The 14260-nt window shown below is 49.2% G+C and carries 18 protein-coding genes and 2 pseudogenes; 8 read left to right on the top strand and 12 right to left on the bottom strand.

Annotated features, from left to right (window positions below; translation table 11 throughout):
* Positions 1-29: 29 nt before the first annotated feature.
* The 5 genes from B8P98_RS28200 to B8P98_RS28180 all read left to right on the top strand — a co-directional run bounded on the left by B8P98_RS28200 (position 30) and on the right by B8P98_RS28180 (position 4883).
* The gene (locus B8P98_RS28200; protein WP_228706668.1) at positions 30-932 is read left to right on the top strand and encodes an IS5 family transposase; all 903 of its coding nucleotides are present in this window, start codon (positions 30-32) and stop codon (positions 930-932) included.
* Between the two features lie 121 nt (positions 933-1053).
* On the top strand, positions 1054-2586 hold the full coding sequence (locus B8P98_RS28195; RefSeq protein ID WP_009310015.1) for an IS3-like element ISKpn38 family transposase: 1533 nt from the start codon (positions 1054-1056) through the stop codon (positions 2584-2586).
* A 190-nt stretch (positions 2587-2776) separates the two neighbouring features.
* A complete protein-coding gene (locus B8P98_RS28190) occupies positions 2777-3196 on the top strand; it encodes a hypothetical protein (protein WP_224250481.1) in 420 nt (139 codons plus the stop codon).
* A gap of 287 nt (positions 3197-3483) precedes the next feature.
* Positions 3484-4056, top strand: coding sequence for a recombinase family protein (locus B8P98_RS28185; protein ID WP_032676095.1), 573 nt, complete (start codon positions 3484-3486; stop codon positions 4054-4056).
* An 8-nt stretch (positions 4057-4064) separates the two neighbouring features.
* On the top strand, positions 4065-4883 hold the full coding sequence (locus B8P98_RS28180; RefSeq protein ID WP_074196144.1) for an abortive infection family protein: 819 nt from the start codon (positions 4065-4067) through the stop codon (positions 4881-4883).
* Between the two features lie 70 nt (positions 4884-4953).
* Here B8P98_RS28180 and B8P98_RS28175 read toward each other — a convergent pair.
* The 12 genes and pseudogenes from B8P98_RS28175 to B8P98_RS28115 form a co-directional block, all read right to left on the bottom strand.
* A pseudogene (locus B8P98_RS28175) lies at positions 4954-5733 on the bottom strand (transposase family protein); the annotation flags it as partial.
* Between the two features lie 37 nt (positions 5734-5770).
* A protein-coding gene (locus B8P98_RS28170; protein ID WP_217353424.1) for an IS3-like element ISEc15 family transposase occupies positions 5771-6906 on the bottom strand; the annotation gives its coding sequence in 2 pieces (ribosomal slippage) (positions 5771-6660 and positions 6660-6906; 1137 coding nt in all).
* Between the two features lie 100 nt (positions 6907-7006).
* Positions 7007-7570: pseudogene (locus B8P98_RS28160) on the bottom strand (helix-turn-helix domain-containing protein); the annotation flags it as partial.
* A gap of 207 nt (positions 7571-7777) precedes the next feature.
* Positions 7778-8260 carry a GNAT family N-acetyltransferase gene (locus B8P98_RS28155; RefSeq protein WP_003026803.1) on the bottom strand — a complete coding sequence of 161 codons (483 nt, stop codon included), beginning with the start codon at positions 8258-8260 and terminating at the stop codon, positions 7778-7780.
* Positions 8248-8514: a type II toxin-antitoxin system TacA family antitoxin gene (locus tag B8P98_RS28150; protein ID WP_003026799.1), complete on the bottom strand. Its 267-nt coding sequence runs from the start codon at positions 8512-8514 to the stop codon at positions 8248-8250. The genes B8P98_RS28155 and B8P98_RS28150 overlap by 13 nt, the downstream gene beginning before the upstream one ends.
* A gap of 175 nt (positions 8515-8689) precedes the next feature.
* Positions 8690-8944 (bottom strand): hypothetical protein, encoded by a 255-nt coding sequence (locus B8P98_RS28145; RefSeq protein ID WP_004152108.1) that lies wholly within the window; start codon positions 8942-8944, stop codon positions 8690-8692.
* A gap of 75 nt (positions 8945-9019) precedes the next feature.
* Positions 9020-9277, bottom strand: coding sequence for a hypothetical protein (locus B8P98_RS28140; protein ID WP_004152107.1), 258 nt, complete (start codon positions 9275-9277; stop codon positions 9020-9022).
* Between the two features lie 48 nt (positions 9278-9325).
* The gene (locus B8P98_RS28135; RefSeq protein ID WP_004152106.1) at positions 9326-9529 is read right to left on the bottom strand and encodes an HHA domain-containing protein; all 204 of its coding nucleotides are present in this window, start codon (positions 9527-9529) and stop codon (positions 9326-9328) included.
* A 33-nt stretch (positions 9530-9562) separates the two neighbouring features.
* A complete protein-coding gene (locus B8P98_RS28130) occupies positions 9563-9931 on the bottom strand; it encodes a hypothetical protein (RefSeq protein WP_004152105.1) in 369 nt (122 codons plus the stop codon).
* 43 nt (positions 9932-9974) lie between these two features.
* Positions 9975-10469 carry a DNA-binding protein gene (locus B8P98_RS28125; RefSeq protein ID WP_004152104.1) on the bottom strand — a complete coding sequence of 165 codons (495 nt, stop codon included), beginning with the start codon at positions 10467-10469 and terminating at the stop codon, positions 9975-9977.
* Positions 10470-10499: 30 nt separating this feature from the next.
* A complete protein-coding gene (locus B8P98_RS28120) occupies positions 10500-11075 on the bottom strand; it encodes a hypothetical protein (RefSeq protein WP_040207219.1) in 576 nt (191 codons plus the stop codon).
* The gene (locus B8P98_RS28115) at positions 11063-11332 is read right to left on the bottom strand and encodes a hypothetical protein (RefSeq protein ID WP_004152102.1); all 270 of its coding nucleotides are present in this window, start codon (positions 11330-11332) and stop codon (positions 11063-11065) included. Before B8P98_RS28115 ends, B8P98_RS28120 begins: the two co-directional genes overlap by 13 nt.
* A gap of 357 nt (positions 11333-11689) precedes the next feature.
* Between B8P98_RS28115 and arsR the strand changes: the two genes are divergently transcribed.
* From arsR to arsA, 3 genes are read left to right on the top strand one after another with little or no spacing between them, the layout of a single operon-like run.
* On the top strand, positions 11690-12040 hold the full coding sequence (gene arsR, locus B8P98_RS28110; RefSeq protein WP_004152101.1) for an As(III)-sensing metalloregulatory transcriptional repressor ArsR: 351 nt from the start codon (positions 11690-11692) through the stop codon (positions 12038-12040).
* A 49-nt stretch (positions 12041-12089) separates the two neighbouring features.
* Positions 12090-12452, top strand: coding sequence for an arsenite efflux transporter metallochaperone ArsD (gene arsD, locus B8P98_RS28105; RefSeq protein ID WP_004152100.1), 363 nt, complete (start codon positions 12090-12092; stop codon positions 12450-12452).
* A 17-nt stretch (positions 12453-12469) separates the two neighbouring features.
* On the top strand, positions 12470-14221 hold the full coding sequence (gene arsA, locus B8P98_RS28100) for an arsenite efflux transporter ATPase subunit ArsA (protein ID WP_004152099.1): 1752 nt from the start codon (positions 12470-12472) through the stop codon (positions 14219-14221).
* Positions 14222-14260: the final 39 nt, after the last annotated feature.

Here is a 14260-nt window from a genome sequence, read left to right as displayed (position 1 = left end):
ACCGTTCCGTGGCAAAGTAAAAGTTCAAAATCACCAACTGGCCCACCTACAATAAAGCCCTCATCAACCGTGGCTCCATAACTTTCTGGCTGGATGATGAACCTATTCAGGCCTGGTATGAGTCGGCAACGCCTTCATCACGGGGAAGACCTCAGCGCTATTATGATCTCGCCATCACCACCGTTCTGGTCATTAAACGCGTGTTCAGGTTGACCCTGCGGGCTGCACAGGGTTTTATTGATTCCATTTTTACACTGATGAATGTTCCGTTGCGCTGCCCGGATTACACCAGTGTCAGCAAGCGCGCAAAGTCGGTTAATGTCAGTTTCAAAACGTTCACCCGAGGTGAAATCGCGCATCTGGTGATTGATTCCACCGGGCTGAAGGTCTTTGGTGAAGGCGAATGGAAAGTCAAAAAACACGGCAAAGAACGCCGTCGTATATGGCGAAAGCTGCATCTGGCAGTTGACAGCAACACACATGAAATCATCTGTGCAGACCTGTCGCTGAACAATGTGACGGACTCAGAAGCCTTCCCGGGTCTTATCCGGCAGACTCACAGAAAAATCAGGGCAGCATCGGCAGACGGCGCTTACGACACCCGGCTCTGTCACGATGAACTGCGGCGTAAGAAAATCAGCGCGCTTATCCCGCCCCGAAAAGGCGCGGGTTACTGGCCCGGTGAATATGCAGACCGTAACCGTGCTGTTGCGAATCAGCGGCTGACCGGGAGTAATGCGCGGTGGAAATGGACAACAGATTATAACCGTCGCTCGATAGCGGAAACGGCGATGTACCGGGTAAAACAGCTGTTCGGAGGTTCACTGACACTGCGTGACTACGATGGTCAGGTTGCGGAGGCTATGGCCCTGGTACGAGCGCTGAACAAAATGACGAAAGCAGGTATGCCTGAAAGCGTGCGTATTACCTGAAAACACAACCCGCTACGGGGGAGACTTACCCGAAATCTGATTTATTCAACAAAGCCCCTGGACATTCCTAATGAGCCACAAGGAAGTGCGGACAAATTCCTGGACCTTCAGGAGTTAATTTATGCATTCATACGAGGACCGGATTCGGGCCGTCGAACTCTATTACCGGTACGGAAAGAAAGCCTCCGTTGTCGTCATGGAGCTGGGATATCCTTCCACAAAACAGCTGGGCCGTTGGGTTCGGATTTATGAAGAGAAGGGCGATTTACCCAGGGAATTAAAACCAAGAGAACGCTATTCACGTACACAGAAAATTGCTGCTGTTGAGCATTATCTTACTCACGGTGGTTGCCTGTCGTACACTCGCCGAGCCATCGGCTACCCCAGTAACGAAATTCTAAAGCGCTGGATTGAAGAGTTTTACCCAAATGCGCGTCCCCTGGTCATTCGCTCAGGCACAAGCAAATGCTTCAGCCCGCAAGAGAGGTCTCAGGCCGTCCGGGAGCTCTGTAACCGACGTGGAACCGCGCGTAAAGTTGCACAAAGCATAGGCGTCAGCGTCCCGGTCCTGTACAAATGGAAGAAAGACCTTATCAGTGACGAGGCTTATCAATCCATGCGCAAACGAAAGGCAGCCCCTCAGGATAAAAATCAGGATGCTTTACTCGGTGAAATCCAGCATCTCAGGAAGCAGGTTCATCAGCTGCAGCTCGAACGTGACATACTGACAAAGGCGAATGAACTGATAAAAAAAGATCTGGGCATCAGCTTTTTGAAACTGAAAAACAGGGAGAAAACCCTGATAGTTGATGCCCTTAAGAAAAAGTACCCCGTTGCTGAGTTGCTAAGCGTTCTGCAACTTGCCCGCAGCTGTTATTTTTACCACAAAGCCAGCAAACGTCTGTACGATAAGTATGCGGAAATACGCGTGATCATGGCCGATATCTTTGAGGAGAATTACCGCTGTTACGGCTACCGGCGCCTTCACGCGATGCTTCGCAGTAACAACAGGGTTATTTCTGAAAAGGTTGTCCGCAGACTGATGGCAGAAGAGCAGCTCGTTGTTAAGCGCACCAGGCGACGACGATATAACTCTTACTGTGGCGAAATCGGTCCGGCACCGGAAAATTTACTCGCCCGGGATTTTAGTTCCTGCAGGCCAAATGAGAAGTGGCTGACCGATATTACGGAGTTCCAGCTTCCGGCTGGAAAAGTCTATCTGTCGCCGGTTATCGACTGCTTTGATGGCCAGGTTGTAAGCTGGTCGATAGGAACACGCCCGGACGCGACGCTGGTGAATACGATGCTCGATGACGCACTCGATACGCTCAACGAACATGATAAACCGGTGATACACAGCGATCGTGGTGGCCATTACCGGTGGCCGGGCTGGCTCGAGCGTATCAACACCTCCGGACTTATAAGGTCCATGTCGCGCAAAGGATGCTCGTCGGATAATGCTGCGTGTGAAGGCTTCTTCGGGCGTATCAAAAACGAAATGTTCTATGGCAGAGACTGGGCGGGTATCACGCTGGAAAAATTTATCTGCTTCCTGGACAGGTACATACGCTGGTATAACGAGAAACGTATCAAGCTATCATTAGGTGCAATGAGTCCTGTGAAGTACCGGCAGCATCTTGGGATCACAACATAACAGTCCAGGAAAACATCCGCAGCCCCCAAATAGACATTAGCATTGAGCCTCTACATTACCTGTTAAAGCAAGTTTAAAATGTCACCTATTTCTCCAAAATTGAAATGTCACTTTTATGCACTTCATCAAGGTTCTTTGAGCACTTAGTTTGCATAATTGGTGCTGTGAATTTAATCAAAAGGAAAGATAAATGGCTGATATGGCTTCAATTACAGCAGGGCTAAATGCAGTAAAGCTGGCTTTCAATATTGCAAAAGACCTTAAGGATGCAACCGCAGCGTTCAATGAAGCAGAGTTTCGATTAAAACTCAGCGAGTTATACTTAAGCCTGAGCGATGCCAGAATGAATCTCGCTGAAGCTCAACAGGAGATAAGTTCTCTGCAGGGGGAAATCTCATCTCTCAAAGCCCAACTCAGTACAGTTGATGAATTAGAATTCCGGGATGGTTTTTATTACAGAACTACATCTGTTGATGGAAAGCCAAATGGTCCTTTCTGTCCTAAGTGCTACGAAGGCTCTCCCAAAAAACTTTCCTCAGTGATGCAAGCCACAGGGATTAATGCCCATTTCGGCAGCAAATATTGCCATGCCTGTCAGAGCCATTTCTAACAGGATAAGTAGGATAGGGGGTTGTTAACGTTTCAGGCTGGCCCTGAACTCTGCCGGATTCACCAGCACTTGGTTAATGGCCCTGAGTTGTTCCTGAGCCCGGCTTGCGCTCGTCTTTTAGCCATCTTCTTGCTACGCACCGGCTTCATGCTCATTTTCGAACAATACCTTCGTCTCAAATGTTATAAATTGTGAGACTCCTCAAAACGACTTCAAATGTAGTATCAGAAATCGTGATTTATGTCTAATGATACTTCATAGTATCAATATCGATTTGTGAGACCATTATGGCATTACTGGGATATGCAAGGGTATCAACCAGCCATCAGAAGCTGACAGTGCAAATTACAGAGCTGAAATCAATTGGCGTTAGAGATGACAGAATTTTTACTGACATGATGTCGGGAGCCACGGACGACCGCGCAGGGTTGCAGCAGCTGCTTGCCCGGGCGGAAAAAGACGACATTATCATTTGTACCAAAATGGACCGGCTAGGGCGCAATACCGCAGATATGATCCATATCGTTGATGCCTGCTATAAAAAGGGGATTGCCATCCGTTTTCTTGAAAATGGCCTGAGTACCGAAGGGACAATGGGGAAAATGGTGATTCAGATTTTGGCTGCTGTGGCTGAGGCTGAACGGGAGCGTATTCTGGAACGTACCAACGAGGGACGGTTGATTGCTATGGCGTCCGGTGTGAAATTCGGACGTAAGCCCCACCTGAAATCGGACTCGGCCATGGCGCTTATTGATCAGAAACAACCAGCCAGAGTGGTTATGGAAAAAACAGGCATTTCGCGGGCCACTTACTTTCGGTTAAAAAAATACATTAAAAATCAGCAATCGAATAATAACTAAGGAATAAAATGAATAATAAAATACCTAACAATGTCATTGGCGCGGTGTCTTCAGTACTTAGTGAACATTATTTTAGCCATACGTCTTTAAATTCGCTGTTTATGGAATCAGGCGCACCTGGTGAGGTGCCAATGGGAAACTGTGAAACCAAATGCAGTAATTGGCTGAAAATTTGCAATGAAGACGACTCGATAGATGCAATTTCAGTATTAGGCAGTATCATCCAGAATTACATGGGTTTACCTTCGAATTCATACTCTAGGGCTGGAGCTGGATCTACTGTCGAATATGGGCAAAAAAGAATAATCGATGCTTTATCTAAGAACCAATTAGTCTACAGACTCAATGGATTTATCACTAAATCAGGTTCGACTCCGATTTCTAAAACGCTAGAGGATTATCTGAAGTCTGGCGACTACTCATCTATTGAAAATGAGTTTCTTCGTGCAGTAGAGAATATTCAAACCGATCCGCATGCATCAGTCACCGCAGCATGTGCGATAATTGAATCTGCATTAAAATGCTACATAGAAAAATTCGATTTACCTATGCCACAAAAATTGAATGTAGCACCTCTTTGGGCTGCCGTGCAGCCGAGCTTGAACCTTAATGCCGACGCTACGTTAGCGGATGATCAGCACAAAATTTTAAAAGGAATTTCATCAATAATTGACGGTATTGGTGCATTCAGATCACATATAGGGAGTGCTCATGGGCGTGGTCAAAACCCTCCGCAGATCGTAGTTGCCGAAGCTAGACTCGCAGTCAATGCATCTCACACCTTAGTTGTATTTATTATGGATGTTATCCATGCGAATAAAATATAATTAGATTGGAGTTTCTATCTTTTTATAAAGGCATTGTAATATAATAATGCCTTTACAAATTTAGATAAGATTATCTTTTCAAGCTCGCACGAAATTCTTTTGGATTAACCAGAACTGGATTAATTGCTCGTAACTGTTCCTGTATACGAGCCTGAGCACGCCGCTTCGGCATCTTTGTGCTTCGCTCACGTTTGCCGTTACGATCCAATTCATCCATTTTATCCTGAGCCAATCGGAGCACTGCACCGAGTCGCTTATTATCGACAATTTGCCCCTGATCGATACAGTCCAGTTTATCGAATACCTGATAGGAGAGGGCGCGGTGGCCGTATTTGAAGGCGAGGGTGCCATCAGGGTAATCAAAGACCTTAATATTCTCCCCGGCAATTCGGGTGTTTTCTTCTGTGGGTTCAACCAGATATATCATCTTATCATAACGGAATGTTAATGATTTCGAGAGTTTACGGGTTTCCTGCCATGAGAAAATATCATCCAGATCCACAATCGTTTCTGCCACAGGGCGATGAAGGTTTTTTGGATATTTGGGCGTTTTGGCGAAGCGCTGGTTGAAGTTTACGATAAACGTTTCCAGCCAAGCATTGGCTTCTTCGATACTGCTTATTTTATTGAGGCGCATTTCTTTGATGAGCCTGTCCTGAAGTGTTTTGTTGGCACGCTCAACACGACCTTTTGCCTGAGGGCTGTTCGCACAGATAAGCTCAACACCAATATCGTGCAGGACTCGACCAAATTGAGTTCCAGATTTGCTTCCGGCGGCATGATTTACTCGAAAAATACCGTGTTTGTCGCTGTAAAATGCCAGCGGCTTACCATGTTTCTCAACATATTCACTGGAGTGACCACGCTCCGGTAGACAGTTTCTGTCCTCACTGCGAGGCCTTTTCGAAGGCCTCCGGGCTGACGCCGCCGAGATGACTGTGGCGCCGGGCCCGGTTGTAGAACACTTCAATATAATCGAAAATATCCGCCCGGGCCATGTCCCGGGTTTTGTATATCCGCTTCCTGATGCGCTCTTTTTTGAGTGAACTGAAGAACGATTCTGCCACTGCATTATCCCAGCAGTTGCCGCGACGGCTCATGCTCGGTACCAGATTATTGGCCCGGCAGAACCGCTGCCAGTCATCACTGCCATACTGACTGCCCTGATCGCTGTGCACAATGACGTTTTCTTCAGGTTTACGTCGCCAGACCGCCATCAGCAGCGCATCCAGTGCCAGCTCGCGCGACAGTGTCGGCTTCATCGACCAGCCCACCACATTACGGGCAAAAAGATCGATAACCACTGCCAGGTACAGCCAGCCCTGCCAGGTGCGGATGTAGGTGATGTCGGTGACCCACACCTGATTGGGCTTCACTACAGTAAATTCACGCCGCACGTGATTAGGCGCTATCAGTGACGGTCGTCCCCGACTCCCGCGTGGCACTTTATAACCATGTATAGCCTGAATCCTGTTTTTCCTCATGATTTTGGCAACCCGGTTTCTGCTGCACACTTCGCCAATTTCGCGAAGATCGCCATGAACCCTGCGATAACCGTAAACTCCACCACTCAGCGTATAGGAGTCGCGGATGAGTTCCAGCAGTCGCTGGTTATCCTTTTCTCCGGCAGATACAGGGTTGTGGAGCCAGACATAAAATCCGGCACGGGCAACCTTAAGGACCCGACACATTGTAACGATCGACCAGATTTCACGGTGATCGTTGATAAAGCGATACTTCAGTCGGACTCCCTTGCAAAGTACCGCGCTGCCTTTTTCAGAATATCCCGCTCTTCCTCAGTGCGTTTAAGCTGTGCTTTCAGCCTGAGAATTTCTGTTCTGGCATCCAGTAAATCCTGTGCCTGCTGTCCACTGTTGTCAGGCTTAACAGCCCGGAGCCATTTATATAGGCTGTGCGCCGACACGCCGAGCCGTTCAGATACTTCAGCAATAGAATAGCCCCGCTCGGTGATCTGGCGGACGGCCTCTTCCTTAAATTCAGGGGTAAAACGTGGTGTGCCCATAGACTCCTCCTATGCTCAAACTATAGGGCAGATTTGTCTACGGGCTCGGGGTCACTCCAACTATAGGGCAGATTTGTCTACGGGCTCGGGGTCACTCCACACGGGTAGCAAGCATGTAGTCAAAGGCTGATTCGGTTTCACCAAAACGAAGATGCATTATGCGACCAGTGGCATCATCCATGAAGACCAGAAGACAGCATTTTGGGGCTCTGCCTTCGAACCAGTCATGGTGAGAGCCATCGATCTGAACCAGTTCACCGAGACAGTCGCGACGATAGCGTGGCTGGTAAACCCGGGTTCGCCGGCGGGAATGAGGACGCCAGAGACCGTCGGCTGTCATCCAGTTACGGACGGTTTCAACAGAGAGATGAATATGATGGCGTTCAGCCAGTTTTTCGGTTGCGAGCGTTGGGCCAAAATCTGAATAGTGGCACCGGATCAAATCCAGGGCTTTACAGCGTGTTTCTTCATCGATCCGGTTGTTTGCAGGACGTCCACGGCGGGAAGATGCAAACGCGGTTGCGCCATCTGTCCGGTACAGGCGCACAAGACGCTGCACCTGACGAACACTGAGCTTAAGTATGTCTGCTGCGTCGCGCTGAAGCAAAGCCCGGTCAAATACTCGCTGAATAATGCCAAGCCGGTAAAGTTCTTTGTCTGTCATAGTCACCAACATAAGATCGCGGTCCTGTGCTGAGCAAAATGAAGGCTTAGCGTACACGACGCGTGTGAATTGTGCTGAGACGACAATAACGCTTTGTGCTGACAAAGCCGGTTCGCATAACAAAGATTATGTTAAATATTAAAATAAATAACATAAAAATCAATATGTTAAGACGGTAACCAGCTACTTTCCCATTCCAGCAACCAGTCATGGAAGCTTTAGAAACAGAGTCCTCTCATGAGTTTGTGATGCCTTAAATCCATGGTGAGCATAGAAACCTTTGGCTTCTTCAGTAAGCGCATGAACCATTATCGCACGAACCCCAATGTTCTCAGCTACGCGATAACACCGTAGAACTGCATCGTGGAGTAAATCGGCGCCAACCCCTTTTCCGTGCAATGAGACATCTACCGCCAGGCGAGCGAGTATAATCACCGGTATAGGATCTGGCATGTTACGCCGAAGACTACCTGTCGCTTCCGTATGGTTAACGCTACCGGTGGCCAAAGAGTAAAAACCAGCTACTTGCTTCGTACCCGTCTTGCAAACAACGAACGTTCGGGCAGCGCCAAGAGCTTGATTTTTTAAACCTCTCTGTTTTAGCCATTCATCGAGGACTGTCTCTCCACTGACGAACTCAGCCAGCTGATGAGAGCTGGATAACGGCTCGGGCGTGGTTATACGTCCCACTGAGGTTTCCTTGCCAGTAGTTTATTAATGGCGGGCTCATCCTCGACTGGTGCATCGAGCATATCGATGAACTCTGCATACTGTTCGTCGTTAAAATTGAAAACACGGCGATCAAGGATCACATTCTCCGCAGCCTTGCAGGCCATCTCCAGGATAAAGTCGGTTCGCGATTTATGAAGGATCTCTGCAGCAGCATCGATGAGTGCTCTCTGAGACTCTTTAGCTCTTAGGTTGAGTTGAACATCTGATTTCATACACACCTCTCTTGTATAGCAATTGATATACAAGAATAACACAACACGAACGTATAGCAAATGCTATACACTTCAAAGTACCGATAATGCGTTTTATGTTAAATATCATACATTTAATGAAAAATGATGGCTGATCTTCTGCAATAGTCAGCTCATTATCGCTGCAGGCGTGGCTTCATTCTGGATAGATGGAGTCTTTTCTGGCATTAATGCCCTGAAGACGAACACGGTCGTTATCAGGCAAATGGATACCCATCATGCGAAGAATAAAGCCGCGCCACCCCCGGTTAACCTGACCGTTATAGTCATACAGGTCTGCATTTTCTTTTTTAAGCTTTGACCATTCATGCATGAGTGTTAGTGCATCGAGCTCGGTGATGTGCTTCACTTCATCGCCGATACGTACTGTGTTAATGCCTCTTCCCGTCATGATGATCCCCTCCGGCAATATCAGTTTCAGATTAACGCTGTTATGATGATGATTTAACTACACACTAAAGGCAATCTAACGTTTAATCATACCTCTGATAATAAAGAACATCATGGTTAATGAAAACACAATCAGAAGCCAGCCAAAGGGTTTGGCATCAAAAACAGTAGTGATGCAATCATTAGTACAGGTAACCAACTTCGGGGTGACAATAGAAATTCCCCACCCAAAAATAACTACCATAGTGCCTGCTACTGCGGCTAAGAAAAAAGTGGTGAAGAATGCGCATCCGACTACAAGTAACAATCCAATCAGTTCAAATATCATATTCATGATTGCGCTCCAGGTGAGATAACTGCGAACAGACTGATGCTGGCTGTTTTATTTAACATATTTCCAGACGCCTGCAGGAATTTTATCATAAAACTTCCCCATTGCCATTTCCGCCAGCCGGTGATCCACTGCGGCATTAAAGTGCTCAAGTTCGTCATCCGTCAGGGAATATTTATTTTTTTCTATTATCCTTTCCAGAGTTTCCTTAGATGTACAGCGGCGTAGTCTTAAAATCCATTCCTGTTTCGTCATTGGTTTTTTATATCCTGAGGTGTCCCGGTAATTTCATTTTGGAAGAAGATTTCCTTTCAGCCGGTTATGAGTGAACCATTTTGCATATATGATGTAACCTACAAAAGTTAAGAGTGCGGACAGACTATATATCCCTAGAACAGGTACCACGTGATGAAAACGTATCATCTGACCGGATTCATCTGCCAGACTCATTAATACATTGCTGTATATTTCAGTCTGAAAAAACTCGTAGTAAGGTACCATCACTACATGAAGAAAAAATAAATTAAGCAGATACGTCAGAGAAAACGCGTGTTCCTGCCCGTTATAGGGCGCATACTGCGCAAAGGCGAAAATCCAGCCTGTGAAAAGCAGAAAACACATCGTGAAATACACCACCACCCATATCGCTGTTTTCATCACTGCCCCTCAGTTATATAATTTTTCTGTAACGCAAATTTCTTCAGGCGTTATGGCCCGTGCCGTTCTGCTTCAGATAATCACTGATGCTCAGGCCGGACAAGCGAATTTTATCCGAAATCTCCCTGAACTGCTCCTCCCAGCCGTCCTGCAGCTCCCTGATTGCCGCGATCTGGAAAGCAACACTGAAAGGCGTTCTGCCCAGTTTCTCGGAAAGCCAGAAAAGATGCGTACCGATCTCTTCATCCGGGACCGGTTCAAGCGCATCACTCAGTAAGGTTTTTTCGTCTTCCTGCCAGGGATGACCGGCTCGCGGAAAACGCGGATCAGGCTGGCGGTCTTTTTTCTCCCTTTTTTCCCGTCTGGCAACGGTCGGCGCTTCGCCTTTTTTCATGCTGACGCGTGCTTTCATGGCGCCGATGGCCGCCACGGCCCGCACCAGGGTTTCACGCTCCTGGCGCGTGAGCAGGCTGTCCTCACAAATCAGGGTGTTCAGGTTATCGATCAGCGTATTCAGTCCGGGTTCAGTGACTTTCATTTTATGCTCCTGTTCCTTGTGTGGTGGCGATCAGTCCCGGCTCTCATTCACCTGAACGATGACCGGCAGGCCTGCATCAAAACAGGCCTGATACCAGCTGGCCACCTGCAGGGGATCGCCCTCTTTTATCCGGCGTATGCCGCCGGCATCCGTCAGCTGCAGGCAGGTGGTACCGTCCAGACGGATCACGTAGGCCGCTTCCCTGATGGTGTAATGGCCGTCACCCAGCTGCAGCTCCACCGCGTCACCGGCAGCCGTCTGGCGTAACGGCAGACGCCGGACGTCGGTCAGTCGTTGTCGTGCCGTTTCAGCCTCGCGTTCTGCCTGGAAGAGCGGTTCTGCAATGCCGCGACCGGCCTCCGTCAGCTCGGCGGCCAGCTGCAGGTTCGGCGCGCGCAGGGTGCGCAGCCAGCCCGCGGCTTCCATGCGCCGGCAGGAGGCGCGCAGGTTCGGTCCGTACACCGGGGCGTCCCCGCCCTGCTCCAGCACCCGCTCGATATCCCGCGTCGCCACCGGCCCCGGACGTTTCGCATCGAGGGCGGCCAGCACAATCAGTACCCGTCGCTGCAGCGGCGACGGCCTGCGGGAGGTTGTTACTGCTGCCATGAACGTTGTTCTGCTGTGGGAGCGCGCAGGAGCATTCCGGTGAGGCGCAGATGGTCCCTGTCGGCGACGTCTTCCGGGGCACGGCCCGCCATCGCCAGGTGGTACCAGAGTTCGATCGCGCTGCGTGCCCGGGCAATCTCCGCATCGGCATCATTGCAGTCCGCACGGTTTGCCCGTTCAAGACACGCGTTAATAAAATCTTCCGTGTCGCCAAGCATGGTTTCATAACTCAGGTGAAAGAATACTTTCTCATCCATCCTGCACGCTCCGTCTGATTATGTGATTAAAGAAGATAAATCATATCATATATGATTTGTTATTCATCATTTAAACATCATATCAGATATTATTATGCGGTTAATGATAAATATCATATCAAGTATGATTTTGTGAGTGTGACTTAATTATCATATCACTTACCGGTTTCCCGCCGCGCAGATCCGATTTCTGGCTAAGTCGGATCTCTGTAACACACATGTATTTTCCCCGGAAAGTAATGGACGTATACCAGCGTGACAGCGTCATCTGACACTTTCACACATTCGATTTTCCGAATATATGGTTGTTTTTTTTGTCTTCGGGCGTATGCTTTACGCAACCGAACAGGAGGAATAATGCCCCTTACAGCCCTTAAGCTTTTCAAAAACCTGTCCGATGAAACCCGTCTGGGTATTGTCCTGCTGCTCAGGGAGCTGGGAGAACTGTGCGTCTGCGATTTCTGCACGGCGCTGGATGAGTCCCAGCCCAAGATCTCCCGTCATCTGGCAATGCTCCGGGAAAGCGGTCTATTGCTGGATCGCAAGCAGGGGAAATGGGTTCATTATCGCTTATCCCCGCATATTCCTTCCTGGGCTGCTCAGGTGATTGAGCAGGCCTGGTTAAGCCAACAGGACGACGTACAGGCCATCGCCCGTAAGCTGGCATCGGCAAACTGCTCTGGTAGCGGTAAGGCTGTTTGCATCTAAAAAATTTGCCTGAACATATGTGTTTTTTCGAATGTATGAGGTATTCAGAATGAAGACGTTAACAGTGTTTGACCCGGCAATGTGCTGCAGTACCGGTGTATGTGGTTCAGATGTCGATCAGGTTCTGGTTGATTTTTCTGCTGATATGCAGTGGCTGAAAGGACGTGGCGTACAGGTTGAACGTTACAACCTGGCGCAGCAGCCCATGAGCTTTGTTCACAATGAGAAAGCGAAAGCCTTCCTCGATGCATCCGGCGCAGAAGGGCTTCCGCTGCTGTTGCTGGACGGCGAAACGGTGATGGCTGGGCGATACCCAAAACGCGCTGAGCTGGCTCGCTGGTTCGGTATTCCGCTGGAGAAGGTAGGGTTAGCTCCCACCAGTTGCTGTGGTGGTAATACTTCCTGTTGCTGAATATGTCAGGAGGACATATGAAATTATTACAGAATATCCCGCCTTACCTGTTTTTTACTGGCAAGGGTGGTGTAGGAAAAACTTCCATTTCCTGCGCGACGGCTATCCACCTTGCCGAACAGGGTAAGCGGGTTTTGCTGGTCAGTACCGACCCGGCCTCCAATGTCGGTCAGGTATTCGATCTGGCTATCGGTAACACGATTCGCCCTGTGACAGCAGTTCCTGGGCTTTCTGCTCTGGAGATTGACCCGCAGGAAGCCGCCCGGCAATATCGGGCCAGAATCGTTGATCCTATCAAAGGTCTTCTGCCTGATGACGTTGTTAACAGTATCAGCGAGCAGCTTTCAGGAGCCTGCACCACTGAGATTGCGGCGTTTGATGAGTTCACCGGCTTATTGACAGACGCTTCCCTGCTGACCCGTTTCGATCACATCATTTTTGATACCGCGCCGACGGGCCACACGATTCGCCTTCTCCAGCTTCCTGGTGCCTGGAGTAGCTTTATTGAAAGCAATCCAGATGGTGCCTCCTGTCTTGGCCCGATGGCCGGGCTGGAAAAGCAGCGTGAGCAGTATGCTCATGCGGTAGAGGCGTTATCCGACCCTGAACGTACCCGCTTGGTTCTGGTTGCACGACTGCAAAATTCTACGCTGCAGGAAGTCGCCCGCACTCATGAGGAACTGGCTGAGATTGGCCTGAAAAATCAATATCTGGTGATTAATGGTGTGCTGCCTGAAGCCGAAGCTGAACATGACGCCCTGGCCGCGGCGATATGGCAACGTGAGCAGGAGGCACTGGCAAATCTTCCTGCCGGTTTATCTGAGCTACCGACAGATACCCTGTTACTCCAGCCAGTCAATATGGTTGGTGTTTCAGCATTGAAGGGACTGCTGGCTACCCGTTCTGAGGCATTACCGCTCCCGGTAACGAACATCCTGTACACGCCTGAAAACTTATCACTCTCTGGCCTGGTCGATGATATCGCTCGCAGTGAACACGGCCTGATTATGCTGATGGGCAAAGGTGGTGTAGGGAAAACCACGATGGCTGCCGCCATCGCCGTCAGGCTGGCCGACATGGGATTTGACGTGCATCTCACGACCTCTGATCCTGCTGCGCACCTGAGTACAACGCTGAACGGCAGCCTCAAAAACCTGCAGGTCAGCCGCATCAACCCTCACGATGAAACCGAACGCTATCGCCAGCATGTTCTTGAGACGAAGGGAAGAGATCTGGACGAAGCAGGGAAACGGTTACTGGAAGAGGATTTACGCTCTCCCTGTACTGAAGAAATTGCCGTGTTTCAGGCCTTCTCCCGTGTGATTCGTGAAGCGGGTAAGCGCTTTGTTGTCATGGATACCGCCCCTACCGGACACACGCTGCTGTTGCTGGATGCGACCGGGGCTTATCACCGAGAGATTGCCAAAAAAATGGGGAGTAAAGGTCATTTTACTACCCCCATGATGCAGCTTCAGGACCCGGATAGAACCAAAGTTCTGCTGGTTACGCTTCCTGAAACCACACCGGTGCTGGAAGCGGCAAACCTGCAGGCTGACCTTGAAAGAGCGGGGATTCATCCGTGGGGCTGGATTATCAATAACAGCCTTTCCATTGCGGATACGCGTTCTCCGTTGCTTTGTCAGCGTGCTCAACAGGAACTGCCTCAGATTGAGGCTGTTAAGAATCAGCATGCTGACCGTATAGCGCTTGTTCCGGTGCTGGCGTCAGAGCCCGCCGGTATTGAAAAGCTCAGAGAGTTGATGAGTTAATTTTTTGACATCTACAGGGCGACAAAGTCGCCCTGTCAG

Source organism: Klebsiella quasivariicola (assembly GCF_002269255.1).
Taxonomy (GTDB): domain Bacteria; phylum Pseudomonadota; class Gammaproteobacteria; order Enterobacterales; family Enterobacteriaceae; genus Klebsiella; species Klebsiella quasivariicola.
This window is presented reverse-complemented; position numbering and strand designations above follow the sequence as displayed.

Excerpts from the sequence above, each read along its gene's own strand:
- B8P98_RS28150 (WP_003026799.1), bottom strand. The coding sequence starts at position 8,514 with ATGAAATCAGATGTTCAACTCAACCTAAGAGCTAAAGAGTCTCAGAGA.
- B8P98_RS28120 (WP_040207219.1), bottom strand. The coding sequence starts at position 11,075 with ATGGCAGCAGTAACAACCTCCCGCAGGCCGTCGCCGCTGCAGCGACGG.
- arsD (WP_004152100.1), top strand. The coding sequence starts at position 12,090 with ATGAAGACGTTAACAGTGTTTGACCCGGCAATGTGCTGCAGTACCGGT.
- B8P98_RS28185 (WP_032676095.1), top strand. The coding sequence starts at position 3,484 with ATGGCATTACTGGGATATGCAAGGGTATCAACCAGCCATCAGAAGCTG.
- B8P98_RS28130 (WP_004152105.1), bottom strand. The coding sequence starts at position 9,931 with ATGAAAACAGCGATATGGGTGGTGGTGTATTTCACGATGTGTTTTCTG.
- B8P98_RS28125 (WP_004152104.1), bottom strand. The coding sequence starts at position 10,469 with ATGAAAGTCACTGAACCCGGACTGAATACGCTGATCGATAACCTGAAC.
- B8P98_RS28195 (WP_009310015.1), top strand. The coding sequence starts at position 1,054 with ATGCATTCATACGAGGACCGGATTCGGGCCGTCGAACTCTATTACCGG.
- arsA (WP_004152099.1), top strand. The coding sequence starts at position 12,470 with ATGAAATTATTACAGAATATCCCGCCTTACCTGTTTTTTACTGGCAAG.
- B8P98_RS28135 (WP_004152106.1), bottom strand. The coding sequence starts at position 9,529 with ATGACGAAACAGGAATGGATTTTAAGACTACGCCGCTGTACATCTAAG.
- B8P98_RS28145 (WP_004152108.1), bottom strand. The coding sequence starts at position 8,944 with ATGACGGGAAGAGGCATTAACACAGTACGTATCGGCGATGAAGTGAAG.
- B8P98_RS28140 (WP_004152107.1), bottom strand. The coding sequence starts at position 9,277 with ATGAATATGATATTTGAACTGATTGGATTGTTACTTGTAGTCGGATGC.
- B8P98_RS28115 (WP_004152102.1), bottom strand. The coding sequence starts at position 11,332 with ATGGATGAGAAAGTATTCTTTCACCTGAGTTATGAAACCATGCTTGGC.
- B8P98_RS28190 (WP_224250481.1), top strand. The coding sequence starts at position 2,777 with ATGGCTGATATGGCTTCAATTACAGCAGGGCTAAATGCAGTAAAGCTG.
- arsR (WP_004152101.1), top strand. The coding sequence starts at position 11,690 with ATGCCCCTTACAGCCCTTAAGCTTTTCAAAAACCTGTCCGATGAAACC.
- B8P98_RS28180 (WP_074196144.1), top strand. The coding sequence starts at position 4,065 with ATGAATAATAAAATACCTAACAATGTCATTGGCGCGGTGTCTTCAGTA.